The sequence below is a fragment of the Corynebacterium sp. SA-MJD20WY100 genome, from assembly GCF_039822565.1.
GTDB lineage: Bacteria > Actinomycetota > Actinomycetes > Mycobacteriales > Mycobacteriaceae > Corynebacterium > Corynebacterium phoceense_A.
On record NZ_JBCJKS010000010.1, the window covers coordinates 71945 to 96565 of the forward strand.

A 24621-nucleotide genomic window follows, 5' to 3' on the forward strand; every position below is an offset into this window, starting at 1 on the left:
CATGCAGTTTCCCAGCCTTGAAGAACTGAAAGCCCGCGGCACCCGCAAGTGGACCGTCTACGGAGACGACGTCCTGCCCCTGTGGATCGCGGAGTCCGATTTCCCCACCGCCCCTCCAGTCATGGAGGCGATCGAGCGCGCGGTGAAGAACGAGTCCTTCGGCTACACGCCGGGCACGTCGACGTTGCCGGAGGAACTCGCCGGCTTCTACAACCGCCGCTTCGGGTGGGAGCCGAACCCGGACTACATCTTCACCATCGGCGACGTCGTGCGTGGCATGCTGCTCGGCGTCCAGTACTTCACCAAGCCCGGCTCCCCCGTCGTCGTGCCGGTGCCCAGCTACCCGCCGCTGCTCGAGCTGCCGGAGACCGCCGGACGCGAGAAGATCGAGACCTCGCTGGACCTCGACGAGATCGAGGCCGCATTCGCGAAGGGCGCCGGCTCCATCGTGCTGTCCACGCCATTCAACCCGCTCGGCATCGTGTTTGACAAAGACTGGCTCACACGACTGGTGAATATCGCCGATACATACGGCGCCCGCATCCTCGCGGACGAAATCCACGCGGGCATTGTCTACGAAGGCACGCACACCCCGCTCGCCTCCCTATCGGACCGCGTCATCACCGTGACGGCGACCTCCAAGGCGTTTAACGTGGCGGGTCTCAAGTGCGCGCAGATGATCTTCGCCAACGCAGAGGACGTGAAGACGTGGCGTTCTCTCACCGGCGTGGCCAAGGACGGCACGGGCACACTCGGCGTGCTCGCCGCCGAGGCCGCCTACCGCGACGGCGACCCGTACCTGGACGAGCAGCTCGCCATCCTTAAACAGAACCGCGACTTCGCCGCTGACTCCTTCGCGAAGGCCGGTATCGAGTCCACGCGCCCCGCAGCGACGTACCTCATGTGGCTCACGCTCCCCCTTCTCGGCGAGAAACCTGCGGCATGGCTGCGCGAGCACGCGAAGGTCGCTGTCAACGAAGGCGTTACCTTCGCGGCCCCGGGGCACGCCCGCCTCAACTTTGCGACCTCTCCGGAGATCCTCCGTGAGGCGGTCGAAAGGATCACGACTGCGCTGTAGTCTCACATGATGGGATTGTGTTTCCATACTGAGGATCGCTACTCTGTTGAGTAGTCGATAAGTATTCAAGCCGCGAAAGGATCCCCAATTCCATGGCTTCACCTGTCTCCTCAGGAACTCCCACAGCACCGGGCGCGATGACCGTCGTGGTCGCCTCCCTCATGCTCTTTTCCATGTTCTTCGGTGCGGGCAATCTCATCTTCCCGCCCATGGTGGGGGTTAGCTCCGGCACCAACTTCTGGCCCGCCATCCTGGGCTTCCTCACCGCGGGCGTGCTCCTGCCAGTCCTCGCCGTCGTCGCCGTCGCGATCACCGGTCGCTCCGTGCGCGATATCGCCAACCACGGAGGCTGGATCTTCGGCATCGTCTTCTCCGCCATGGCGTACCTGGCCATCGGCGCGTTCTACGCCCTGCCGCGTACCGGCGCGGTGTCCATGGAACTGGCGATTACGCCCATGACGGGCTGGGAAGGCACCGCCGCCAACGGCATCTTCAACGCCATCTTCTTCCTCATCGCACTCGCGCTGTCGTGGAAGGCCAACTCCATCATGGACACCCTGGGCCGCTTCCTCACGCCGGCGTTGGTGACGCTGCTCGTCGTGCTCATCGCGCTGGCCACCTTCGCCAATCCGCGCAATCCTGGCACACCCACTGAGGACTATGCCTCCGGCGCCTTCGCCACCGGTCTGTTCGAGGGTTACAACACGATGGACGCCATCGCGGGCCTCGCGTTCTCCATCGTCATCGTTTCCGCGCTGCGCGGCAAGGGTTTCAAAGCCGGCGCCCCGGTCATCAAGGCAACGGTCGTCTCCGCCTCCATCGCGGGCGTCCTCCTCGCCGCCATCTACCTGGGCCTGGGCTACATCGCGCAGACCATGCCCAACGGCCAGTCCTATGAGTCCGGTTCGCAGTTGCTTGCCGATGCCGCCAACTCCACCATGGGCACCGCCGGCCAGGTCGTCTTCTCCGCCATCGTCCTGCTCGCCTGCATGACCACTGCCGTGGGCCTTATCACCGCGACCGCCGAGTTCTTCTCCGAGCTCGTGCCGCGTACCACCTACCACTTGTGGGCCATCATCTTCACCGCGCTGTCCATCCTCTTCGCGTTCCAGGGCTTGGAGACGGTGCTCTCCATCGCCGTGCCGTTTATCGTCTTCCTCTACCCGCCGGCGATCACGCTCATCGCACTCACCATGGTCCAGCCGCTGGTAAAGAAGCAGGTCATCTTCTACTGGGGCTACCGCCTCGCGTTGTGGATGTCCGTCCTGTGGTCCGCACTGAGCCAGCTGGGCATCTTCCCTGACATGCTCGCACTGTCGCCGGGCCAGGACGCTCAGCTGGGCTGGATCGTGCCGACCGTCCTCGCCTTCATCGTGGGCCTGCTCCTCGACTTCGCCACCCGCCGCGGCCGCGCCAAAGACGCCGCCGTGTTGCAGGGTAAGCCCGTGACCGTACCGGAATAAACACGACGCAGGTAGGGTTTTCTAGTAAGTACGCTTTTTACTTTCAAGGAGAATCCATGACCCGCGCCGCACTCTCAGTCCTCGACTTCTGCACCGTCTACGAAGGGGAAACCTACGGCCAGGCCATGGCCCGCTCCGTGGAGCTTGCCCAGCACGCAGAGAAGTTCGGATTCAAGCGCATGTGGTACACGGAGCACCACAACATGCCCACCATCACCTCTTCCAGCCCCGCCGTGCTGATTGCACACATCGCCGCCAACACCCAGTCCATCCGCCTGGGTTCTGGCGGCGTTATGCTGCCCAACCACTCCCCCTACGTCGTCGCCGAGCAGTTTGGCACGCTCGCCGAGCTGCACCCCAACCGCATCGACTTGGGCCTGGGCCGCGCACCGGGCACTGACATGCAGACCTTGGGCCGCGCACTGCGCCGCGACCCGCACTCCGCCGAGCGCTTCCCCGAGGACATCAAGGAATTAAACGGCTATCTCACCGGTAAGTCGATCATCCCGGGTGTGCGCGCCATCCCTGGCGAGAACACCAACATCCCGCTCTACGTTCTGGGATCATCCATGTACGGCGCCTCGCTCGCCGCGAAGCTGGGCCTGCCCTACGCTTTCGCCTCCCACTTCGCACCGCAGCACCTCCAGGCCGCGACGAAGTACTACAAGGACAACTACGAGCCGTCCGAGCAATACCCGGAGCCGTACCTCATCGCCGCCGTCAACGTGCTGGCCGCGGATTCGGACGAGGCCGCCCAGGAAGAATGGGAAAAGGTCTGCTTTAACCGTGTCAAGGCCTTCGCGGGCCGCGGGAAGTACCTCACCGACCAGCAGGTCGAGCAGATCGTGGCGTCCTACCAGGGCCAGCAGATCCTCGAGATGCTCAAGTACTCCGCCGTCGGCACCAAGGACGAGGTGCGCGACTACCTCGAGCAGTTCCAGCAGTCCGTGGGCGCCGACGAACTCATGATTTCGCTCCAGTCCACGACGCATGACAGCGTGCTCCACAACATGGAGCTCCTCGCGGAGGCCTGGGAGCTCGCGTAGTGCTCTACGCCACCTGGGTGAATAATAGGCGCAAAAATATGCAGACTGGCTTCATTCATTGATGCGTCACGATGTAATATTTAGGCGACCTTTCACTGTTCCACGTGGGTCATTTCTATTCTATTCAGGGGAGAGACCACCATGCCTGGTCGGCGCGAACCGCAACAGTACCAAAAGATCGCAAGCTTCCTGCGCGGTGAAATTTCTTCTGGTCGCCTCGGTGTAGGCGATGTCCTTCCCAGCGAGGCGGAATTGTGCGAGCAGTTCCAGACCTCGCGCGGCCCCGTGCGTCAGGCGATGGCCGAGCTGCGTTCCGAGGGAACCATCTCCTCGGGCCGCGGCCGCCGTTCCGTCGTGCTGGGCAACTTCAGCTCCGAGTCTTTCGAGGCCTCCTACTCCGCGGCGCAGCGCTACAAGGAAGCTGGATTCACGCTCGAGCAGAAGATTCACTGGCTCGCCCGCCGCCCTGCGCCCCGCGAAGTGGCCGAGGCCCTTGGTGTCAAAGAGGGCGACCCCATCATCTATATCCACCGCACTCGTCAACGCGCGGGGCAGACGCGCCTCATCCAAGACGAATACTTCCCGCTCGAGGTGGGACGCCACATCCTCGACTTCGATGAATCAGAGCCGTCACTGCATGCCGTCCTCGCCCGCGCTGGCATCGAGGTCGACAATCTTTCGCGTCAGCTGCGCGCCCGCCCCGCGACTCCGGAGGAGGCGGAAACGCTCGGCATTGAGGAGGGCTTCCCGGTCTTCGAGGTGACCAATCGCCTCCACAATCACAACGGCGACCCCATCGAGTACGGCGTTTACGTCTTCCCCGCTGACCGTATGCAGATGCAGATGAACGCCATCCGCGGCTCCGGATCCCCCCTGCGCTTCACCCTCCAATCACCCACCGAGTAACTTAATCGGGTATGAAACTACCCTCTCTCGGGGCGGTGGCGCTCGCGTTCACACTCGCGGGCTGTTCCGCCGGGCACACCGCCGTCGTCGAGGCGACCGATACCCCCGCCGTGGTCCTCGCCACCACGGCCGCGGCGACCTCGCTCGACTTCACGACGACCGGCGGCGCCGCCATTCCGGCCGCGCTCATGGGCAACGTCTACGAGACTCTCGTGACCATCGCGGACGACGGATCCATCCACCCGGGCCTCGCCGAGTCCTGGGACATCGACGGTACGGAGTATACCTTCCACCTGCGCGAAGCCACCTTCAGCAACGGCGACGCTTTTTCTGCAGAGACCGCCGCGTGGGCGATTAACCATACGCATGAGTGGACGAACGCCCTGGGCAAGCAGCTCGCCGCCGCGCACGCGAGCGCCGTGGACGAGCACACGTTAAAGATCAGTCTGGACGCGCCCTCGGAGTCTTTCTTGTGGAAGCTCGGCACGACCGTCGGCGCTATGCTCCATCCGTCCGGCGAGACCATCGGCACCGGACCGTACACGGTGCGCGCCTTCTCCCCTGGCGAGTACGTCGACCTCGCCGTCAACCGCGACTATTGGGGCGAGTCCGCGCACGAGGACGTCCAGATCCGCTACTTCCCGGATATCGTCTCGTCCGTCAACGCTTTGCAATCCGGCAGCGTCGACATCGTGTGGGCCGTCCAGAATCCGGAGCTTCTCGCCAACCTGCCGGAGGACTACGAGGTCCAGGTGGGTGCCACGAACGGCGAGGTGCTCGTCTCCATGAACAACCAGACCGCGCCCTTCGACGACGTGACCGTGCGCCGGGCCGTCGCCTACGGTGTCGACCGCGAGCTCGCCAACCGCATCCTCTTCGACGGCATGGCGACCGACACCGGCGGCGCCCCCGTCGCCCCCGCGGACCCATGGTTTACCGGGAAAAACTACTACCCGTACGACCCGGAGAAGGCCAAGGAACTCATGGCCTCCGCTGGCGCGGAGGGTACCCCATTGACCATCACGGTGCCCACGCTGCCCTACGCGCATACGCTAGGCGAGCTGCTCTACTCGCAGCTCACGGATATCGGTTTCGATGTCACGCTTGAGTCCGCGGAGTTTCCTGCGCTGTGGCTCGGCCAAGTCATGGGCGCCAAGGACTACCAGATGTCCATCGTCGCGCACGTCGAGCCGCGCGATATCACCACGCTCTTCGGCAGCCCGGACTACTACCTGGGCTACGACAACGCGCACACCCGCGAGCTCTTCGCCGAGGCCGACGCCAAGGACCCGGAGCTCATGCACGACGCCGTCGACCAGATCATGGACGACGCCGGCGCGCTCACCGTCGCGAATATGCCCAATATCGTGCTCTCCCACGGCGTCACGGGCGTCGACGCCAACCAGGTCACGGACGGCATTCGTTTGAAGGAGATCACCCAGTGAAAATCCTCGCTCGCTACCTCGGCACGCTCTTCGTCGCCTCCGTTATCATCTTCGCTCTCATGCGCGCCGTCCCCGGCAACCCGGCACGCGTCGCCCTCGGCATCAACGCGGACCAAGAGTCCGTCGCCGCGCTAACGCATGAGCTTGGTCTGGACCGCCCGCTACTCACGCAGTACTGGGAATGGCTTTCCGGACTGTTCACCGGCGCCTTCGGCACGTCCTTGAGCTCCGGCCAGGACATCACGCCGCTCGTCATCGACCGCGCTCAGGTCTCGCTCATCCTCATCCTCGCCGCAATGGCGCTCGCCCTCCTCGGCGCCATCCCCGTCGGCATCTTCTTGGCTCGACGCGACTCGACGGCCGTGTCAGCGCTCACGCAGCTGGGCATCGCCGTGCCGAGCTTCCTCGTCGGTATCCTCCTCGTTGCCGTCTTCGCCGTAAAACTCGGCTGGCTGCCCGCCAACGGCTGGGTCGTACCGGTCTCGCCGCGCTACCTCGTCCTGCCCGTCATCTCCCTGGCACTCGTCCAAGGCGCGATGCTCACCCGCTACGTGCGCAGCGCCGTGCGGGAGCAGCTCCACCGGGACTATATGCGCACGGCGCGCTCGCTGGGGGCATCGGAAAGCCAGGCATTGCTGCGGCACGGGCTGCGCAACGCCGCGCTGCCGGTGCTTACCGTCGCGGGGCTGCAGCTCACCACGCTGGTCATCGGCGCGGTAGTCATCGAATCCGTCTTCGTCATCCCAGGGCTGGGGTCCATGCTCCTTGACGCGGTCGCGGTGCGCGACCTCACGACGGTACAGACGCTCGTCATGCTACTCGTGGCGTTTACGCTCACGGTCAACCTGTTCACGGACGTAGTGTACCGCGTTATTGACCCCCGGATTGGAGCGCGCGCATGAGTCGCACAGGGTGGATTGGCGCGATCCTCGTCGCGCTCACGGTGCTCACGACCGTGGTCGCGTTTGTCTGGACGCCGTATGACCCGTTCCAAGTCTCGAACCAGCTTGCGGCCTCGCCGTCGGCGGAGCATCTTCTCGGCACCGACCGCTTTGGCCGCGACGAGCTCTCGCGCCTTATGTCCGGCGCGCAGATTACGCTGTCTGTTTCCATCGTCGCGGTGCTCATCGCGGCAGTCATCGGCGTGCCGCTGGGCATCGCGGCGGGCATGGGCTTCCCGCTCATCATGAGGGGCGCGGACCTGCTCCTCGCGTTCCCGGCGCTGCTGCTCGCGATTATCGCGGGCGCGGTGTGGGGGCCGTCGACGCTCACGGCGATGATTGCCATCGGCATCGCAGGCATTCCGTCGTTTATCCGCGTCGCCCGGGCAGGCACGCTGCAGGTCATGCACCAGGACTTCATCGCGGCCGCGCGGATTTCGGGCGTATCCAAGCCGGTCATCGCGGTGCGCCACGTGCTTCCCAATATCGTGAGCCTCATCGTCGTGCAGGCCTCCGTCTACTGCGCGCTCGCCATCCTCGCCGAGGCTGGCCTGAGCTACCTGGGCCTGGGCACCGCTCCCCCGGCCGCCTCCTGGGGCCGCATGCTCCACGACGCACAGACCATGCTCGGCACGCAGCCGCTGCTCGCACTCTGGCCGGGCCTGGCCATCGCGCTCACCGTCTTGGGCTTTAACCTGCTGGGCGATGGCCTGCGCGACCTACTGGATCCGGAGGATTAATGAACGTTCTGGAAGTACGCAACCTCACGATTCCGGGGATCCTCCACGGCCTCACCTTCGAGGTCGGCCGCGGCGAAAGAGTGGGCCTCATCGGCGAGTCTGGTTCGGGCAAGTCGCAGACAGCGCTATCTATCATGGGGCTCGTTGCGCATTCCGGTGATGTGGAGCTCGATGGAAAAGCCGCCATGGTCTTTCAGGAGCCGCTCTCCGCGTTGGACCCGTTGATGAAGATTTCGCGCCAGCTGCACTATGCCGGCGCGACGCCGGAGTCCCTCAAGGACGTGGACCTCGACCCTGCTGTGGCGAAGCGGTATCCGCATGAGCTCTCCGGCGGACAGCGCCAGCGCGTGCTCATCGCCATGGCGCTCGCGCAGAATCCGGAACTGCTCATCTGTGACGAGCCCACGACGGCGCTCGACGCGACGACGCAGGCAGGCGTGCTCGCTTTGATCGAGCGGCTCGCGGATGAACGTGGCTTCGCGCTACTTTTCATCTCGCACGACCTGCGGGTCATCGACCGCATGACGACGCGCCGGCTGCTGCTCAAGGCGGGCCACTTTGAGTCACTCGAGTCCGAGTATGGCCGCAGCCTCGTGCCGCAGCCGATTACCCCATCGCCGGCTAGGACCGGCGAACCCATTATCGAGGTCCACGCCGCCGCGCCCTATGGGCTCGAGCACGTCGATCTCACGGTGGCGCGCGGCGAGCGGCTCGCCGTTGTGGGCGGCTCCGGCTCCGGTAAGACAACCTTGTTGAAGATGCTCACGGGGCTGCTCAAGCCAGCGTCAGGCACGATCGAGATCCACGGGAAAATCCAGATGGTCTTCCAGGACCCGCGGGGCTCGCTCAACCCGCGGCTGCGGGTCGGCCGGTCGATCAAGGAAGCCGGTCCCGACGTGGCACAGGCTCTCGTGGACGTCGGCCTCCAACCTTCAGACGCGAAGAAGTACCCGCACGAGTTCTCCGGCGGCCAGCGCCAGCGCATCTCCATCGCGCGCGCCCTCGTCGGCCGCCCGGATATCCTGCTCGCGGACGAGGCGGTCTCCGCCCTCGACGTCACGGTGCGCCGGCAGATCCTCGAGCTCCTCGACCGGCTCGTCGACGAATACGGGCTCACGCTCGTCTTCGTCACACACGATCTGGGCGTCGTCAAAGAGATCTGTTCGTCGGTCGCCGTTGTCCACGAGGGCCGGATTGTCGAGCACGGCCCTGTCGACGAGATCTGGGAGCACCCCCAGCACCCGTATACGCAGCGTTTGCTCGCGGCGGCTAAGCTACCCTGACGTGGAAGCGCTACCCCAAAGACCCAGTCCCCTCCAGTTACTCACCGCCTACAACTCGAAGGTTCGCCGCTGGCCCGGCGCGCTGCGCGCAGCACTCGCCATCCTCATCCCCGGCTCCATTGCACTGCTCCTGGGCTATGACCATGCGGTCCTGCTCATCTCCGCCGGCGCGTTCGCGGTCATCTACGGCGAGGGTCATCCCTACCGCACGCGCCTGCGGGTGATGGCGACTGCGGCGCTGTTGCTTTTGGGGGCATCGGTAGGCGGCGTGCTCGTCGACGGCCTCCTCGCTGGCGGTCTCTATGCGGTAGCTCTCGGCGTCCTGGGCACCTTCGTACAAAACGCCTTGCGCCTGCCGCCGCCGGGCTGTTTCTTCATCGTCATGGTCGGCGGCGGCTCGACCATGATCACCGGAGTGCCTGCCTGGGAAGTCGGCCTCTGGTGCGCGGTTGGTTCGCTCACCGGCATCATCCTTGGCATGCTGCCCGCAGCCCTCGACGCGCATGGGCCGGAGAAGCGCCGCGTCCTCGGCGTCGAACAGGCCGCGCGCGCCTTCGTAGAAGAGCCCACGCTTGCCCACCATCACCAGGCGCAGACCGCGTTGGTCTCCGCGTGGCAAGCGCTTTCCGATGCCGCCATTATCCGCGGCGGCCGCATCCTCCAGCCCGCACAGCGCGACCTCGTGGACCGCACGCTTGCCGCCCAACGCGCCGTCGCCGCCCAACACGTGGATTCGGCGCTGCTCTCGGATGAACCCGCGGATATCGATCCTTCCCGCACCGTCATTCCGCACACGAACCCGACCGCGCGCTACCGTCTCTACCGTTCGGCGACGCGCAATTCGCACCCGTCCTTGGCGGCGCAGCGCGTCCTCGTGGGCGGTCTGCTCACCGTGCTCATTGGGCTCGCACTTGGGCTCAACCGCCCGGACTGGGGAGCGGTCTCCGTGCTCCTCGTCCTCCAATGGGGTCCCGACCGCGTGCCCGGCACCATTCGCGGCGTGCAGCGCATGCTCGGTTCGTGCCTGGGCGTGTGTCTCTTCGCGGCGTTCCACTATTTCGGCGTCTCCGGGTGGACGCTGTTGCTCGCGCTCGCGGCCTGCCAGTACGCGGCGGAAACCTTCGTCGTGCGCAATTACGCGATCTGCGTCATATTCTCCACGCCGCTGGCGCTGCTCATGGGCAACTCGAACTTCGCGGCGATTGAGGCGCGTCTCGCCGAGATTGCCTTGTCCGTCTCGCTCGCGCTCGCCGTGCTGTGGCTGTGGCGTCCCCGTGCGGCGGCCCAGGATCAACAGCGTCTTCAGGCACGCTGCGTCCAGGCGATGTCCACGCTGCTCGGCTCGTTGCTCACCACCACCCCGGACGCAGCGCTCACCACCCGCCGCGATCTCCAGTATGAGCTGCTCTCCGAGCGCCGTGCCATTCTTTCGCTCGCCGCCAATGGACACGGTGAGCTTTTCTGGGAGCGCCACCAGCGGCTGCGCCGCGCGGGCTATCACCTGCTCGACTTCTGCTCGCTTCACCCGGACCGTCGGCCCACCGAGCCGGAGCTGCGCGAACTCGTTAGCGCAGTAGAAAAGTCTGGATAACCTCGTAGCCGCGGCCCTCACCCAGGTGCGACTCGACAAGCGCGACCTCGTCGGGCGGAAAGAGCGCGCTACAACACCTTATGAGGAGTAAATGTCGAGCAGGACGGCAGGGTTGAGGATATGTTCCTCGACGCGCTCAAAGACGTCGAGTTCCACCAGGGCCTCGTCAAAATCAGGTACATGCATGCGTATCACCTACCGGTCTAGATTAGCCACATAGTAGCAATTTTCGCGCCGCACAGGGATAATTGGCGACACTGTCTACTTTAAGGATTTCCCGTGACAACCTCGGATCCCTACCACTCTTCACTCAACCCCGCGGATAAGGAGACCGCGGTCGGCTTGTATCCCCACGACATGCACCCGGGCCTCGTCCCGGGCATTTCCGTCGATGACCAGCGCAACCGCTTTGGGCTCGACAAGCCGCTCTTCTTCACCACGGCCGCCTTCAGCATCGCCTTCATTATGTGGGGTGTCATCTGGCCTGACTCCGTGGCCAATGTCTCCTCGGCCGCGTTTTCGTGGGCGATTACGAACGCTGGCTGGCTGCTCAACATCACGATGATCCTCGCGATCTTCGTCATGGCCTACATCGGCTTCTCGCGCTTGGGCCGCATCAAGCTCGGTACGGATGACGAAGAACCAGAGTTCGGCCGCTTTAGCTGGATCGCCATGATGTTCGGCGCTGGCATCGGCGTCGGTATCTTCTTCTACGGCCCGTCTGAGCCGCTGTCGCACTACCTCACCCCGCCGCCGCACACCGTGGACGGCAACTCGGTCGAGGCACTTCACCAGGCCATGGCGCAAGCCAACTACCACTGGGGCATCTCCCCGTGGGCGGCATATGCCCTCGTGGGAGGCGCCATCGCCTACTCGTCTTACCGCCGCGGCCGCGTCCCGCTCGTGTCCTCCATCTTCAAGCCGCTCTTCGGTTCCCGCGACACGGACGGCCCGCTGGGCAAGCTTATCGATGCCCTCGCGCTCGTCGCGACCCTCTTCGGCACCGCCGCAACGCTGGGTCTCTCCGCCATCCAAATTGGCGAGGGCGTGACCATCATCTCCGGCCACCCGCTGGCGAACGCGGGCCTGCTCATGATCATCGGCATCCTCGGCTGTGCGTTTATCCTGTCCGCGGTCTCCGGCGTCTCGCGCGGAGTGCGCTACCTGTCGAATATCAACATCACGCTCACGCTCGGCTTCGTCCTCTTCGTCTTTATCGTGGGCCCCACGCTGCTGCTGCTCAACCTCATCCCGGCGGGCATTATCACCTACCTCGACCAGCTTTTGCCCATGATGGCCAAGGGCCTGTCCTGGGGCGATGAGACCATCGAGTTCCAGTCCTATTGGACGGCGTTCTACTGGGCATGGTGGATTGCGTGGACCCCGTTCGTGGGCATGTTCGTCGCCCGCATCTCCCGCGGCCGCACCCTGCGCGAATTCACCCTCATCACGGTCTTCGCGCCCACGGCCATCCTCATTCTCGCATTCACCGTCTTTGGCGGCACCGCGATTAGCTTCAACCAGAAGGGTCTCGAGGGCTTCGATGGCTCCGCATCCAACGAACAGGTGCTCTTCGCCATGTTCCAGGACCTGCCGTTGGGGACCATCACGCCGTTCCTGCTGCTCTTCGTCCTCGCGGTCTTCTTCGTGACCTCGGCGGACTCCGCCTCCGTCATCATGGGCACCATGTCCTCCAAGGGCGACCCGACCCCCAATAAGTTCGTCGTCGTCTTCTGGGGTCTGTCCATGATGGGCATCGCGGTCGTCATGCTGCTGACCGGCGGCGAGGAGGTCCTCTCCGGACTGCAGAACCTCACCATCCTCGCGGCCTTGCCGTTTAGCGTTGTCTTGCTCGTCATGATGGTCGCCTTCATCAAGGACCTGCACTCCGACCCGATGTTTATCCGCCGCGCCTACGCGCGCACCGCCGTCGAGAACGCCGTCGTCCGCGGCATCGAGGAACACGGCGACGACTTCGAGATTTCCGTCGAGCACGCCGAGGAAGGCCGCGGCGCCGGCTCCGAGTTCGACTCCTCCGCGGACCGCTACACCGAGTGGTACCAGCGCACGGACGAAGACGGCGAGAACGTCGACTACGACTTCGAGACAGGAGAATGGGCCGATGGCTACAAAGATCCCCAGTGAGGTCGTTCTTGACGGCTATTCGCTAGCCGAGCAGCACCAGATCGACCATCTCTTCCTCACCGAAGGCAGCCCGTTCTCGCTGCTCGCCATCGTCGGCCTCATACTCATCGGAATCGCAGGCTGGCGCTTGCGCTGGCTGCTCATCCCCGGCGTCCTCCTAGCACTCCACAGCCTGTGGTGGATTCCCGTTCTTGCCTACCGTCGCTTCGACGATCCCGCCGCAGCCGGGTATGCAGCGCAGTATTACCCCCTCTACTGGCTGCCTCAGACCCTCGCGCTCATCGCGGCGGCGGTCATCCTATACCTGGTGGGCAGCCTGGCGCGCCGCATGAATCGTCGGTGACGGGTGCGACTGCGCCGCATGCAGTCGCTCCACTGCCACCGCCGCCAGCGCCGCCGCCTGGTCGCCGAGCACGCGATCATCGAAGCGCGCGAGCGGCGAGTGATTCCACTCGCGCTTTTGCTCCGGCACGGAGGCATCGACAGTGCCAAGCCACGCGAACGTGCCCGGCACCTGCTGGAGCACCACGCCAAAGTCCTCGCTCGCCATCATGGGCGTGCGCATGCGCACCACGCGCTCCTGCCCGAACTGGCGGGCCCACACGCCCGCGGCAAACGCGTCCTCGCGGGCATTCGTCTTCGTGGACGGATACAGCACCTCGAATTCCGTCTCCACAGAGCAGCGGTGCGCCGCTGCGACGTTGGTGGTGACCTCGGTGATGACTTGGCGGACCCGCTCGATGGCGGCATCGTCAAGCACACGCACCGTCGCCGCGCAGCCTGCGCGCTCCGGGATGGCATTGATGGCGCCGTCGCCCGCCCACAGGTTGGTCACGGTGATGACCACAGGATTGAGCGCGTCGAAGCGGCGCGTGACCGCCGACTGCAGCGCGACCTGAATCTCCGCGAGCGCGGCCACGGGATCCACCGCGTCGTGCGGGCGCGAGCCGTGGCCACCTTTGCCCAGCACCGTGATGCGCAGGTTCGACGAGGATGCCATGAGCGGGCCCGGCGCGTGGTTGAACGTGCCGAAGTCCTGCGGGCCGACGTGCAAACCGTACGCCGCAATCGGACGGCGCCCCGCCGCGTCAAGCACGCCTTCCTCAATCATCGGCTGCGCGCCGCCCGGGCCTTCCTCGCCCGGTTGGAACATGAAAATAATGTCGCCCTCGAGCTCTTCGCGGTGCGCGCAGAGCATGCGCGCCGCGCCAATGAGCGCCGACGTGTGTAGGTCGTGGCCGCACGCATGCATGTAGCCATTCGTCGAGGCGAAGGGGCTGCCGGAGCGCTCCCCCACCTCGAGCGCGTCCATGTCTGCGCGCAGCAACACCGAGACCGGATGGTCGCCCCTTTTACCCCCGCGCAGCACCGCGACAACAGACGTCACAGCTAGGCCGGTCGACACCTCCAGCGGCAGGCCTTCGAGCTCCTCCAACACGCGGCGTTGCGTGCGGGGAAGCTTAACGCCAATCTCAGGGTTTTCGTGCAGGTCGCGCCGAATAACCTGCAGGTTACTCAATAATTCCTTAGCTTCTTCGCGGAGGACATCGACGGCAGGTTCGCCCTGCAAGGTCGCGCCCGGCGCCGGAAGCGGCGGGAGCTGCTGGCCAATGTGGGGTGTAGTCATGCCCGCCCATTGTAAAGTAACACGCATGCGAATTCTCTCTCTTGCGCTCGCCGCTACCCTTACCCTCGCCGCCCCGGCAGCCCACGCCCAGGACCTTTCCTCCGAGGCGCACCAGCTCTCCAGCACCAACCACGGCTCTTCCAGCGTCACCGTCGACGCCGCCACCACGCTCCTCGGCGCGCTGGGGCCCAACGCCAAGCTCCTCACCGATCTGTGGGCTGCTTCCGATGCCGCCTATCCCCACCCCATCACCTCCATCCCCTCCGCATCCATCACCCGTCACAAGGTCGATGGTCGCCAAGAGCGCTGGGACATCGCCTCGCCGGCCATGGGCCGCGTCATCGAGGCCGACGTCCTCGTGGGCACCGGCCCAGTCGTCTTCCTCTTCGAGGGCGTCGACTCGCCGGAGACCTCCGGCTGGATCAAGCGTGGCATCGCACAAAAGGTCTTCGCGGACTCCGATGCCACCGTCATCATCCCCAACCAGGGTCGCTCCTCCATGTGGCAGGACTGGCGCCGCGATGACCCCAAGCTCGGCCGCATGAAATGGGAGACGTTCTACACGAAGGAACTCGCCCCGCTTGTGGACCGCGAAATCCCCAATAACGGCAAGCGCGCCGCCATCGGCCTGTCCATGGGTGCCTCCGGCGCCGTCATGATGGCCAATAACAATCCGGGATTCTTCGACGCCGTCGCGGGCATCTCCGGCTGCTACTCGACGCTCGACCCGACGGGCCGCGGCACCGTGGAGCTTACCGTCGGCAACGGCGGCGGCAGCACCGCCAACATGTGGGACGCGTCCGACTGGAAGCGCAACGACGTCACCTCGCACCCGGAAGGCCTGCGCGGCACGCGCATTTACCTCTCCGCAGCAACCGGCGAGGTCACCGAGGCCGACCAGCGCGGCTACGCTGGCAAGCCGCTCACGGATCAGATTGGCGGCACGCTGCTCGAGGCAGGCTCGCGCCAGTGCACGCAGCGTCTCGACTCTGCTCTTACCCGCGCCGGTATCGAGCACACCACGAACTATCTCGACCGTGGCGTCCATAACTGGTCCATGTTCTCGGGCCAGCTCGCTCCCGCGTGGGCGGCTATCCGCCCTGCTCTGTACTAATCACCCCGCCGCTCGCCAGCTTTGGGTTTATAGCGCCTCGGCACCGCCACCACGGCCCCAAACGCCATAAACCCAAAGCTAAGCCCGGCCGACTTGCGCCAGCTTTGGTTTTATGGCGCTTCACCACCCCAATGAGGCGTCAAGGCGCCATAAACCCAAAGCTGGACACAAGAAAAGCCCGCCACGAGGCGGGCTTGGGGGTGACGCGGTTTTAGTCGTCGTCGGTGGACAGCGCTGCGACGAAGGCTTCCTGCGGAACGGAGACCGAACCGAGGGACTTCATGCGCTTCTTACCGGCCTTCTGCTTCTCGAGCAGCTTGCGCTTACGCGAGATATCGCCGCCGTAACACTTAGCCAGGACGTCCTTGCGCATCGCGCGGATATTCTCGCGCGCGATGATCTTGGAGCCGATAGAGGCCTGGACCGGCACCTCGAACTGCTGGCGTGGGATGAGCTCTTTGAGCTTCTTCGTCATCTTGTTGCCGTACCACTGCGCGGAGTCGCGGTGGACGATGGCGGAGAAGGCGTCGACAGGGTCGCCGTTGAGGAGGACATCGACCTTGACGAGGTCCGCGAGCTGCTCGCCAGCGTCCTCGTAGTTGAGGGAGGCGTAACCCTTGGTGCGGGACTTGAGCTGGTCGAAGAAGTCAAAGATGATTTCACCCAGCGGCATGGTGTAGCGCAGCTCGACGCGGTCCTCAGACAGGTAGTCCATGCCGCCCATCTGGCCGCGCTTGGACTGGCACAGCTCCATGGTCGGGCCCACGAAGTCCGCTGGCACGATGATGGTGGTCTTCACTACCGGCTCGTAGACCTCGCGGAGCTTGCCTTCCGGCCAGTCGGACGGGTTGTGGATGATCTGCTCGGCGCCATCCTCCCCGACCACGCGGTAGGTCACTGACGGCGCGGTGGAGATGAGGTCCAAGTCGAACTCGCGCTCCAGGCGGTCGCGGGTGATTTCCATGTGAAGCAGACCCAGGAAGCCGCAACGGAAACCAAAGCCAAGGGCGACGGAGGTTTCGGGCTCGTAGGTCAAGGAGGCATCATTAAGCTGCAGCTTCTCCAGCGCGTCGCGCAGGTCCGGGAAGTCGGCCTGGGAGATGGGGAACAAGCCGGAGTAGACCATCGGCTTAGGGTCGGCGTAGCCCTCAAGGGGTTCCTCGGCGCCGCCGGAGGCCCAGGTGATGGTATCGCCGACCTTGGTCTCGCGGACGTCCTTTACGCCGGTGATGAGGTAGCCAACCTCGCCAGGGCCGAGGCCCTCGCACTTGTGCATAGTCGGCGAGACGATGCCCACCTCGAGCAGCTCGTGGTTGGCACCCGTGGACATCATGGTGACCTTCTGGCGCGGCTTGAGCGTGCCGTCGACCATACGGATGTAGGTCACGACGCCACGGTAGGTGTCGTAGATGGAGTCGAAGATCATGGCGCGCGCGGGGGCGTCCGGACCGAAATCGGAAGTCGGAGCGGGAACGAGCTCGGCGACCTTGTCCAGCAATGCTTCAACACCCTCGCCCGTCTTGCCCGAGACGCGCAGGACATCCTCTGGCTCGCAGCCAATGATGTTGGCGATCTCCAGGGAGTACTTCTCGGGGTCGGCTGCAGGGAGGTCAATCTTGTTGAGGACAGGGATGATCTCCAAGTCGTTTTCCATCGCCAGGTAGAGGTTGGCGAGGGTCTGAGCCTCGATGCCTTGGGCGGCATCGACAAGCAAAATGGCACCCTCACACGCCTCGAGGGCGCGGGAGACTTCGTAGGTAAAGTCCACGTGGCCGGGGGTATCGATCATTTGCATGACGATCTCTTCCCCCTCGAGGGGACCCGAACGGGGGATCCAGGGAAGGCGCACGTTCTGCGCCTTGATGGTGATGCCGCGCTCGCGCTCAATATCCATGTTGTCCAGGTACTGGTCGCGCATGTCGCGCTCCTCTACGACCTTGGACAGCTGCAGGATGCGGTCAGCCAGCGTCGACTTGCCGTGGTCGATGTGGGCGATAATGCAGAAGTTTCGGATTCGGGCTGGATCCGTAAACGTAGTGGCCGCAAAGTTTTTAGACATGGGTTTAGAATAGTCGACATGACGAGCGCGAACCCAACCGGATGGACGCGAATTAAAAGGGCATTGTCCATTCGCGAGGCCCATCCCTTGGACACCGGTCTGCGTCGCATTAATGACCGCATTGGCCTGCACGGACGCCGCGCGACCATCCGCAAGGCCGCGAAGATTCGGATTGAGACGACCGAATCCCGTGCGCGTTCCATCTTCTTTGCCCCCGATATGGACGGCCAGGCAGACTCCGGTGAGGTCGTGTGGGTGTGGACGCCGTCGACTCCCCCGCAAGAACGCGCGGTCCTCGTCGTAGGCAGAACGCGCGCAACCATTCTGGGGCTGCTCATCTCTCCCAACCCGGATCATTCCACGGACGACTCGTGGTTGGCGATCGGCTCGGGCGAGTGGGACGAGCAAGGCCGCCAGTGCTGGATTCGCCTCGACCGCGTCCTCGAGATCGCGGAGGAGCAAGTCCGCCGCCAAGGCGCGCTCTTCCCAGAGCGTCGCTTCGAGCGGATTGCCAACCGACTCAGGTCCCGTTACCACTGGGGATAGGTTCTCTGCTAAGCTACCCAGGTTGCTTCCACGCACCGTGGCGCGCGAGTCGGGACGAGCAGGACCTTGGGTTCGCCCTTCGAACACTCGCGCCGAGAGAAATCAGGACATGTCCGTGCGGGGTAAGTCGCTAACAGTAATCATTTCGATTCCCAAGAGGTAATTTCAATGGCAAACATCAAGTCCAAGAAGAAGCGCATCATCACCAACGAGAAGGCTCGCCAGCGCAACAAGGCAGTCCGCTCCGCAGTCCGCACCGAGATCCGCAAGTTCCGCGCTCTCGTCGAGGCTGGCGACAAGGCTGGTGCCGAGAAGCAGCTCCGCGTTGCTTCCCGCGCTCTGGACAAGTCCGTCTCTAAGGGCGTGTTCCACCGCAACAACGCCGCTAACAAGAAGTCGGGCATGGCCACCGCCCTCAACAAGATGGCGTAACTAAAAAGCAAAGGCGGGCAACCGCCTTTCTTTTTTATCCACAGCCTAGAACATACGTTCGTCTAGTATATTTTTCTCCATGACGTCCTCCCTCAAGCCGCTCCTCAAATGGGTCGGCGGCAAGCGCCAACTGCTGCCCGCCATCCGCGCGGTCGTGCCGGAGTTTGAGCGCTACCGCGAGCCTTTCCTCGGCGGCGGCGCCGTGCTCTTTAGCCTCGCGCCGCAGCAGGCCATCGCGGGGGATCTCAACAGCGAGCTCATCACCGTCTACACGGTCGTGCGCGACCACGTCGATGAGCTCATTGCGCTGTTGAAGACCTACCCCAACGACGAGGACTTCTTCTACGAGCTACGTGGCCTCGACCGCTCCTCAAGCTTTGCTGAGCTTTCGCGTGTCTCCCGCGCCGCCCGCACCATCTACCTCAACAAGACGTGCTACAACGGGCTCTATCGTGTCAACAACGCCGGGCAGTTCAACGCGCCGTTCGGTCGCTATAAGAACCCGGCCATCTGCGACGAAAGGACCCTGCGCGCGGTCTCGCGCTACCTCCGCGGCAATGACGTGACGCTCCTCCACGGCGACTACCACGCAGTCCTGAAGGGCGCAGGCGAGGGCGACTTCGTCTACCTCGATCCGCCCTACGATCCGGTCACCCCCACGAGCAATTTCACGGGGTACCAGTCAGGCGGGTTTAGCCACGCGGACCAGATCGCGCTGAAGCTCGCGTGCGACGAACTCGACTACAACGGCGCAAAGTTCCTGCTCTCTAACTCGGCTACGCCCTTTATTGCGGAGCTCTACGCTGACTACACGGTGGAGACCGTCGGCGCGAACCGCGCCATCAATTCCGTCGCCTCGAAACGCGGCAAGGTGGACGAGGTCCTCGTACGTAACTTTTGAACCACTTTTCTTCTACAGTGTGAGGTACCGCACTCACCTGACACGAAGGAGAAAGACCCATGTACACCATCGGGGACTATCTGCTTGACCGTCTGTCCAGCGTCGGAGTAACCGAGCTCTTTGGCGTCCCAGGCGATTTCAACCTCAAGTTTTTGGATCACGTCGTCGATCACGCCACGGTCCGCTGGGTTGGCAATTCCAACGAACTCAATGCCGGCTACGCGGCAGACGGCTACGCCCGTCTCCGTGGGATCGGCGCGTTCCTCACCACGTTTGGCGTGGGCGAGCTCTCCGCCACGAATGCCCTCGCTGGTTCCTTCGCCGAGCACGTGCCCGTCATCCACATCGTCGGCGCCCCGCGCAAGGAGCTCCAGGCCTCCCGCGCCAAGATCCATCACACGCTTGGCGACGGGGACATCGGCAAGTTCTACCGCATCGACCGCGAGATTTCCTGCATCGCGGAGGACCTCAACGCCATGACTGCCCGTGCGCAGATCGATAACCTCATCGTCCAAGTCCTCTTCCAGCGCAAGCCCGGCGTCATTCACCTCGCCGCAGACGTCGCGGAGACTCCCACCGAGCCGCCCACCGGTCCCCTGCCCCTTATCGAACAGCACGACTCAGAGGCCGCCGCCCGCGACTTCGAGCGCGACCTGCGCGCCTTCCTGCCCGGCCGCACGCTTGCCGTGCTTGCCGATGTCCTCGTGCACCGCTTCGGTGCTCAAGACCGGCTCGCAGATTTCCTCGAGAAGACCAAAGTCCCCGTCGCCACGCTGAGCTGGGGCAAGACCGTCGTCAACGAGGAGGAGACCAACTTCGCAGGCATCTACGCCGGCGCGGCCTCCTATGAGTCTTGCCGCCACACCATCGAAGATGCCACCGCGCTCGTGACCCTTGGCGTGGACTTCACCGACAACATCACGGCGGGCTTCACCACCAAGATCGAGCAGTCCCACCAGATCGACGTCCGCCGCGACACGGCGTTCATCGGCAAGAATGCCTACACCCCGCTGAGCATGCACCGCGCCATCGATATCCTCGAGAAAGTCATCACGGACCTGAAACCCGAGTACATGCCCACCGGCGCGCCCGAGGCCGAGGCCGTCGCAGACTCTGCACAACTTACCCAGTCCCAGCTCTGGTGTGCACTGTCCGAGGCGCTTACCCCCGGCAACCTCGTCCTCGCCGAGCAGGGCACCTCCTTCTTTGGCCTGGCCGCCCACCACTTCCCCAGCGACACGGTCTTTATCGGCCAGCCCATGTGGGGTTCCATCGGCTACACGCTGCCCGCCACCCTGGGGGCCGCCCTCGCCGAGCCGCGCCGCCGCCCCGTCTTGCTCATCGGCGACGGCTCCGCGCAGCTCACCATCCAGGAAATCGGCCAGCTCATCCGCGAGCGCATCCCCGCCGTCATCCTGCTCGTCAATAACGATGGCTACTCCGTTGAGCGCGCCATTCACGGCGAGGACCAGTACTACAACGACATCCCCGCGTGGAATTGGTCGAAGGCCCTCGATTTCTTCGGCGCAGGCGACTTCGGCCTCACGCTCAAGGCGGAAACGCTCGACGAGCTGGGTGCCGCCTTCGAGAAGACGAAGGCCCACCCCGGCCTCGTCTTCCTCGAGGTGCGCACGGGCAAGAAGGACTATCCCAAGCAGCTCGTGCGCGTCGCGGAGGCACTGGCCGCGAAATAGCTAAACCAGTGCAGTCACTCCACGCACGACCAGCACCGCGCCGGCCGCGAGGAAGAAGAGGCCGGCGCCCAAGTCGATAAAGGGTGTTGCCACGAGCATCTTGCGGCGCACCGCCCGCGTGGACACCACGAAGCTCAGCACCAAGAAGAGTGCGAGCGAGCTCCACGCCAGCCCCAGGATCAGGGCGACGGATGTGCCCACGCTCGGATGCGCCGGCAACAGCGGTGCAACCAGCGCGGCGAGGAACAACACGATCTTCGGATTCGACAGATTCGTGGTGAGCCCCTGCACGAACGAGTGGCGCACCGTGCCCAGCGCGGCGGCGGCCTCCGCCAGACCCACTGGCGGCGAGGTGCGGTTCTCCCAGCCCGAGCGGACCAAACCCTGGCCCATCCAGATGAGCCAGCCGCCGCCCACGATCTGCACGGCGTCGAGAATCTCCGGGAACGCCGTGAGCAGCGCCGCCGCACCCAGCACCGTGAGCGAGACCCACATGAGTACGCCCACCTGGATGCCGAAGGCCGCGGCCACCGCGTGGCGGCGCGAGCGCGTCGCCGTGCGCAGAATGAGGATGATGTCCGGACCCGGTGACAGCGCGCCGAGCAGGTTGGCGACGATAACGGTGAGGTACGCGCTCAGGCTCACTGGGCGAAGCGCTCCACGAGGTCGTCTCGACCGAACATGCGCGCCGTATCCACTGCTGTTGGCTGGCCCGCCAACGGGTCCGCGCCGTGTTCAACGAGCAGGTCAATAAGCGCGTCTTCCTTCTTAAAGATGACGCCCGCCAACGGCGACTGCCCGCGGTCGTTGAGCAGATTCGGGTTCGCACCTGCCTCGAGCAGCGCGCGGGTGAGCTCCAGCTGTCCGTTGTAGGACGCGAGCATGAGGAAGGACTGGCCGTCCTGATTGACCAAGTCAACGTTGACGCCCTGCTTCACATACTCGATGAGCGTGGGGTCGCCGTGGCGCGCCATATCAAAAAGCTTGGAGGCGAATTCTTCCATTGATTCTTCTGTGTTGTTTTCCACAGAGAATCAGTCTAGCCCGCCAGCTCCGCAATCCTGCGGACGGCCGCCTCCACCTCGTAGTCGGGATCGCCGCCCTGGCCCACTGTCGTCGCGGCGAGTTCTTCCACGATGATGACGGCCTTTGAGATGTTATCCCCGCTCCAGCCGCGCGCGACACGCATGCTGTTCTTCACCACGAAGGGATTGAGCCCCGTCTGCTTCGCCAACGTGAACTGGTCGCCACGCTGGTCATAGAGCCGCGCCAGCGCCGTCACTTTGGAAGACAGCGCAAATGCAATGAGAATCGGCTCCGCGCCCAGCTGCAGCGCGCGGCGGCACGTCGCCACCGCCGTGCCCACCTGGCCGGCGACCGCCGCGTCCGCAATGTCCCAGTTCGCGACCTCTGCGATGCCCGAGTAGTAATCGCGCACCGCCTCCAGCGTCACGTTGCCGTCCGTATCCGCGACGAGCTGCGAGGCCGCCGAGGCCAGCTTGCGCAGGTCCGAGCCCACGCCGTCGAGTACTGCTTTGATGACGTCCGGGGTAGGACGCACGCCCAGCGACTGGAATTCCCGCGTGAGCCACGGCGCCAGGTCGCTCGTGTACAGCTCATAGGCCTCGTGGACCTCCGCGATCTTGGCGAGCTTCTTCGCGAACTCCGGGATCTTCTTCTTCGCCGACTTCTTGGCGAGGTGGTACATGACGATGATGGTCATGCCGGGCGCGAGCTGCGTGCATTCGTTGAGAATGATCTTCTGCAGCTCCGCGCCGATCTTCTCCACGTCCGTGATGATGATGGTCCGCTCGTCCGCGAACAGCGAGGGGCTCGTAGCCTCGAGCAATTCGCTCACGGTAATCTCGCTCGCCTTGAAGGTCTTCTTTTCTCCATGCTGGATGGACAGGCGGGCGCGCTCGGCAAGGAATTCATCGTCGCCGATGACGAGGTGAACGGGAGATGGCATACCGGCCATTCTAGCGGCGGTGAGGGTACTCGACGGGAATCCCGTCCTTCGTCACGGACGGATAGTCGTGCGCCGGCCCCTTCTCGAGCACGACGATCTTCTCCGCCGCAGGGTGCGCGGGGATATCTTCGTCCGTCGGCACCGTGAGCACGGTGCGCGAATCTACCGATGCCGCCACCAACACCACCGCGACAATCCCCACCGTCGCACGGGGCCGCCAGGCAAGCCCGGCCACGATCCAGCCATAGACGAGCACTACGGTCGCTGGCGCCGCGGCGACGGTGGTCAGCGGCAGCCCATCAAGGGTGACGGCCACCGTATGAATCCACCACGCGAACGGCTCCACCAGGTTGAGAACAGGCCCCGGCAGCGCGACGCTCGCTAGTCCCAGGACCGTAAGCGGCGGCGCCGCCGGCGCGACGAGCACGTTGGCCAGCACCGAGACGAGCGAGACGCGCCCCGTCATCGCCGCAACCAACGGCAGCGTCGCGATATCCGCCGCCATCGCGACGGCCAGCGCCCGCGTCACGACGTCCGGCAGCCGCAGTGGGGCGAGCATTCGGTAGAGCGCCGGGAACAGCGCGATGAGCCCAGCAGTCGCGGCCATGGACAGTGCGAATCCAAAGTTCGTCGCGAGGTCTGGCCGGTAGAGCAACAAGAAGATCCCGCCTAAACACAGCGCGTGCGCTGGCTGCATGCGCGCCGAGTTCGCCACGGCGGCCAAGCCGACGAGACCGGTCACACTCGCGCGAAGCACGGACGGCTCCGGGCCCACCAACCCTACGAAGAACGCCATCGCCGAAAGCGCGAGCCCCACCTGCAACTTAGGACCGGCGCCGAGCAGCCGCGCCGCGACAAAGACCGTCGTCGTCACAATCGAGATATTGGACCCGCTCACCGCACTCAGATGTGACAACCCGGTGTCCGCATAGAGCTCGCTGTGCGACTGCAGCTCGGTGTCCCCCAGGACCATCGCCGGAATGAGATTCTGCCCCGCCGCCCCCGTATGTGCCGCGACCTTCGCGCGGAAATGTTCTTTCACCGCCCCCGCGAACGCCCACCAGCCCTCGGGCGGCGCATGCGCCGTGATGACGCCGTGCTCAACGACGACGCGCGTGCCATCCGGAAATCGCTCGTCGTTAAAGAGGGCGTCCACCGCGCCGGGCCGTGCGACCTCGAGGACTTTCCCGGAGGAGACGACCGTGCCCACGTAAGACTCGGGTGCGGGCACGTCGCGCAGCACCGCCGCGAGGCCAGCCGTCGCCATGAGGACGACCTGGCCGCGGCTCCAGCGCCACGCAAGCGGCGCCGCGAGCAGAACCCACGGGCCCCAGAGGAGGACTGCCCACACCATCGCGAAGGCGGGGAGCAGCCGCAGCTCCCTCACAGCGACACCTGCTTCGAGATCTGCGCGAACTTCGCCGGACCGATGCCGCTGACCTCCTCGAGCTGCGCAATATCGCTAAATCCCCCAATGGACTCCCGATAATCCACGATGGCCTGCGCCGTCACTTCGCCGACGCCTTGTAGTGTCATGAGCTGCTCCACCGTCGCGGAATTTAAAGGCTCTTCCGGTTTTAGAGTGCATTGATTAGTTCGCCGGGGGTTCGGGCGTGGCACAAGATATTGGGGTCCTTGGCT

Annotated in this window: 22 protein-coding genes and 1 pseudogene; 16 read left to right on the forward strand and 7 right to left on the reverse strand. The window is 64.6% G+C overall.

Annotated elements, in window-relative coordinates; genetic code table 11:
* Position 1: 1 nt before the first annotated feature.
* The 11 genes from ABJ196_RS07120 to ABJ196_RS07170 all read left to right on the forward strand — a co-directional run bounded on the left by ABJ196_RS07120 (position 2) and on the right by ABJ196_RS07170 (position 12981).
* Positions 2-1078: an aminotransferase class I/II-fold pyridoxal phosphate-dependent enzyme gene (locus tag ABJ196_RS07120; RefSeq protein ID WP_347305825.1), complete on the forward strand. Its 1077-nt coding sequence runs from the start codon at positions 2-4 to the stop codon at positions 1076-1078.
* A 92-nt stretch (positions 1079-1170) separates the two neighbouring features.
* Positions 1171-2541, forward strand: coding sequence for a branched-chain amino acid transport system II carrier protein (brnQ, locus tag ABJ196_RS07125; RefSeq protein ID WP_347305826.1), 1371 nt, complete (start codon positions 1171-1173; stop codon positions 2539-2541).
* 56 nt (positions 2542-2597) lie between these two features.
* Complete coding sequence (locus tag ABJ196_RS07130; protein ID WP_347305827.1) at positions 2598-3587, forward strand: LLM class flavin-dependent oxidoreductase; 990 nt, start codon at positions 2598-2600, stop codon at positions 3585-3587.
* 141 nt (positions 3588-3728) lie between these two features.
* Positions 3729-4493: a GntR family transcriptional regulator gene (locus ABJ196_RS07135; RefSeq protein WP_347305828.1), complete on the forward strand. Its 765-nt coding sequence runs from the start codon at positions 3729-3731 to the stop codon at positions 4491-4493.
* Positions 4494-4504: 11 nt separating this feature from the next.
* Positions 4505-5938, forward strand: a complete 1434-nt coding sequence (locus ABJ196_RS07140; protein ID WP_347305829.1) for an ABC transporter substrate-binding protein — start codon at positions 4505-4507, stop codon at positions 5936-5938.
* Positions 5935-6840, forward strand: coding sequence for an ABC transporter permease (locus ABJ196_RS07145; RefSeq protein ID WP_347305830.1), 906 nt, complete (start codon positions 5935-5937; stop codon positions 6838-6840). Before ABJ196_RS07140 ends, ABJ196_RS07145 begins: the two co-directional genes overlap by 4 nt.
* The gene (locus tag ABJ196_RS07150) at positions 6837-7619 is read left to right on the forward strand and encodes an ABC transporter permease (RefSeq protein ID WP_347305831.1); all 783 of its coding nucleotides are present in this window, start codon (positions 6837-6839) and stop codon (positions 7617-7619) included. The genes ABJ196_RS07145 and ABJ196_RS07150 overlap by 4 nt, the downstream gene beginning before the upstream one ends.
* Positions 7619-8902: an ABC transporter ATP-binding protein gene (locus ABJ196_RS07155; RefSeq protein ID WP_257077149.1), complete on the forward strand. Its 1284-nt coding sequence runs from the start codon at positions 7619-7621 to the stop codon at positions 8900-8902. Before ABJ196_RS07150 ends, ABJ196_RS07155 begins: the two co-directional genes overlap by 1 nt.
* Position 8903: 1 nt before the next feature.
* Positions 8904-10493, forward strand: a complete 1590-nt coding sequence (locus tag ABJ196_RS07160) for an FUSC family protein (protein WP_068801997.1) — start codon at positions 8904-8906, stop codon at positions 10491-10493.
* A gap of 357 nt (positions 10494-10850) precedes the next feature.
* Complete coding sequence (locus ABJ196_RS07165) at positions 10851-12638, forward strand: BCCT family transporter (RefSeq protein WP_347305840.1); 1788 nt, start codon at positions 10851-10853, stop codon at positions 12636-12638.
* Positions 12616-12981 (forward strand): hypothetical protein, encoded by a 366-nt coding sequence (locus ABJ196_RS07170; protein ID WP_347305832.1) that lies wholly within the window; start codon positions 12616-12618, stop codon positions 12979-12981. The genes ABJ196_RS07165 and ABJ196_RS07170 overlap by 23 nt, the downstream gene beginning before the upstream one ends.
* Here the strand turns inward: ABJ196_RS07170 and ABJ196_RS07175 are convergent.
* Positions 12937-14265, reverse strand: coding sequence for a M20 family metallopeptidase (locus ABJ196_RS07175; protein ID WP_347305833.1), 1329 nt, complete (start codon positions 14263-14265; stop codon positions 12937-12939). The genes ABJ196_RS07170 and ABJ196_RS07175 overlap by 45 nt on opposite strands.
* Before the next feature lie 25 nt (positions 14266-14290).
* Between ABJ196_RS07175 and ABJ196_RS07180 the strand changes: the two genes are divergently transcribed.
* Positions 14291-15379, forward strand: a complete 1089-nt coding sequence (locus ABJ196_RS07180) for an alpha/beta hydrolase family protein (protein WP_347305834.1) — start codon at positions 14291-14293, stop codon at positions 15377-15379.
* A gap of 211 nt (positions 15380-15590) precedes the next feature.
* Here the strand turns inward: ABJ196_RS07180 and lepA are convergent, their stop codons facing one another.
* Positions 15591-17438, reverse strand: a complete 1848-nt coding sequence (lepA, locus tag ABJ196_RS07185) for a translation elongation factor 4 (protein WP_257036139.1) — start codon at positions 17436-17438, stop codon at positions 15591-15593.
* An 18-nt stretch (positions 17439-17456) separates the two neighbouring features.
* Here lepA and ABJ196_RS07190 point away from each other — a divergent pair, with 18 nt between their 5' ends.
* From ABJ196_RS07190 to ABJ196_RS07205, 4 genes are all read left to right on the forward strand, one after another.
* Positions 17457-17984, forward strand: a complete 528-nt coding sequence (locus ABJ196_RS07190) for a type II toxin-antitoxin system PemK/MazF family toxin (protein WP_347305835.1) — start codon at positions 17457-17459, stop codon at positions 17982-17984.
* 168 nt (positions 17985-18152) lie between these two features.
* Positions 18153-18416, forward strand: a complete 264-nt coding sequence (gene rpsT, locus ABJ196_RS07195; protein WP_257036141.1) for a 30S ribosomal protein S20 — start codon at positions 18153-18155, stop codon at positions 18414-18416.
* A 79-nt stretch (positions 18417-18495) separates the two neighbouring features.
* Positions 18496-19317 (forward strand): DNA adenine methylase, encoded by an 822-nt coding sequence (locus tag ABJ196_RS07200; protein WP_347305836.1) that lies wholly within the window; start codon positions 18496-18498, stop codon positions 19315-19317.
* Between the two features lie 59 nt (positions 19318-19376).
* Complete coding sequence (locus ABJ196_RS07205) at positions 19377-21011, forward strand: thiamine pyrophosphate-binding protein (protein WP_257071204.1); 1635 nt, start codon at positions 19377-19379, stop codon at positions 21009-21011.
* Here ABJ196_RS07205 and ABJ196_RS07210 read toward each other — a convergent pair whose 3' ends face one another.
* The 5 genes and pseudogenes from ABJ196_RS07210 to ABJ196_RS07230 form a co-directional block, all read right to left on the reverse strand.
* The gene (locus tag ABJ196_RS07210; RefSeq protein WP_347305837.1) at positions 21012-21656 is read right to left on the reverse strand and encodes a LysE family translocator; all 645 of its coding nucleotides are present in this window, start codon (positions 21654-21656) and stop codon (positions 21012-21014) included.
* Positions 21653-22015 (reverse strand): ankyrin repeat domain-containing protein, encoded by a 363-nt coding sequence (locus tag ABJ196_RS07215; protein WP_257036298.1) that lies wholly within the window; start codon positions 22013-22015, stop codon positions 21653-21655. Before ABJ196_RS07215 ends, ABJ196_RS07210 begins: the two co-directional genes overlap by 4 nt.
* 35 nt (positions 22016-22050) lie before the next feature.
* Positions 22051-22989 carry a DNA polymerase III subunit delta gene (gene holA, locus ABJ196_RS07220; RefSeq protein ID WP_347305838.1) on the reverse strand — a complete coding sequence of 313 codons (939 nt, stop codon included), beginning with the start codon at positions 22987-22989 and terminating at the stop codon, positions 22051-22053.
* A 1-nt stretch (position 22990) separates the two neighbouring features.
* Positions 22991-24367 carry a ComEC/Rec2 family competence protein gene (locus ABJ196_RS07225; RefSeq protein ID WP_347305839.1) on the reverse strand — a complete coding sequence of 459 codons (1377 nt, stop codon included), beginning with the start codon at positions 24365-24367 and terminating at the stop codon, positions 22991-22993.
* A pseudogene (locus tag ABJ196_RS07230) lies at positions 24364-24543 on the reverse strand (helix-hairpin-helix domain-containing protein); the annotation flags it as partial. The pseudogene ABJ196_RS07230 and the gene ABJ196_RS07225, both read right to left, overlap by 4 nt.
* Positions 24544-24621 lie beyond the last annotated feature (78 nt).

Coding starts and splice junctions, on each gene's coding strand:
- ABJ196_RS07205 (WP_257071204.1), top strand. CDS start 19,377: ATGTACACCATCGGGGACTATCTGCTTGACCGTCTGTCCAGCGTCGGA.
- ABJ196_RS07215 (WP_257036298.1), bottom strand. CDS start 22,015: ATGGAAGAATTCGCCTCCAAGCTTTTTGATATGGCGCGCCACGGCGAC.
- ABJ196_RS07170 (WP_347305832.1), top strand. CDS start 12,616: ATGGCTACAAAGATCCCCAGTGAGGTCGTTCTTGACGGCTATTCGCTA.
- ABJ196_RS07165 (WP_347305840.1), top strand. CDS start 10,851: ATGCACCCGGGCCTCGTCCCGGGCATTTCCGTCGATGACCAGCGCAAC.
- ABJ196_RS07180 (WP_347305834.1), top strand. CDS start 14,291: ATGCGAATTCTCTCTCTTGCGCTCGCCGCTACCCTTACCCTCGCCGCC.
- ABJ196_RS07150 (WP_347305831.1), top strand. CDS start 6,837: ATGAGTCGCACAGGGTGGATTGGCGCGATCCTCGTCGCGCTCACGGTG.
- ABJ196_RS07175 (WP_347305833.1), bottom strand. CDS start 14,265: ATGACTACACCCCACATTGGCCAGCAGCTCCCGCCGCTTCCGGCGCCG.
- ABJ196_RS07190 (WP_347305835.1), top strand. CDS start 17,457: ATGACGAGCGCGAACCCAACCGGATGGACGCGAATTAAAAGGGCATTG.
- ABJ196_RS07120 (WP_347305825.1), top strand. CDS start 2: ATGCAGTTTCCCAGCCTTGAAGAACTGAAAGCCCGCGGCACCCGCAAG.
- ABJ196_RS07200 (WP_347305836.1), top strand. CDS start 18,496: ATGACGTCCTCCCTCAAGCCGCTCCTCAAATGGGTCGGCGGCAAGCGC.
- brnQ (WP_347305826.1), top strand. CDS start 1,171: ATGGCTTCACCTGTCTCCTCAGGAACTCCCACAGCACCGGGCGCGATG.
- ABJ196_RS07155 (WP_257077149.1), top strand. CDS start 7,619: ATGAACGTTCTGGAAGTACGCAACCTCACGATTCCGGGGATCCTCCAC.
- rpsT (WP_257036141.1), top strand. CDS start 18,153: ATGGCAAACATCAAGTCCAAGAAGAAGCGCATCATCACCAACGAGAAG.
- ABJ196_RS07140 (WP_347305829.1), top strand. CDS start 4,505: ATGAAACTACCCTCTCTCGGGGCGGTGGCGCTCGCGTTCACACTCGCG.
- ABJ196_RS07130 (WP_347305827.1), top strand. CDS start 2,598: ATGACCCGCGCCGCACTCTCAGTCCTCGACTTCTGCACCGTCTACGAA.
- lepA (WP_257036139.1), bottom strand. CDS start 17,438: ATGTCTAAAAACTTTGCGGCCACTACGTTTACGGATCCAGCCCGAATC.
- holA (WP_347305838.1), bottom strand. CDS start 22,989: ATGGCCGGTATGCCATCTCCCGTTCACCTCGTCATCGGCGACGATGAA.
- ABJ196_RS07135 (WP_347305828.1), top strand. CDS start 3,729: ATGCCTGGTCGGCGCGAACCGCAACAGTACCAAAAGATCGCAAGCTTC.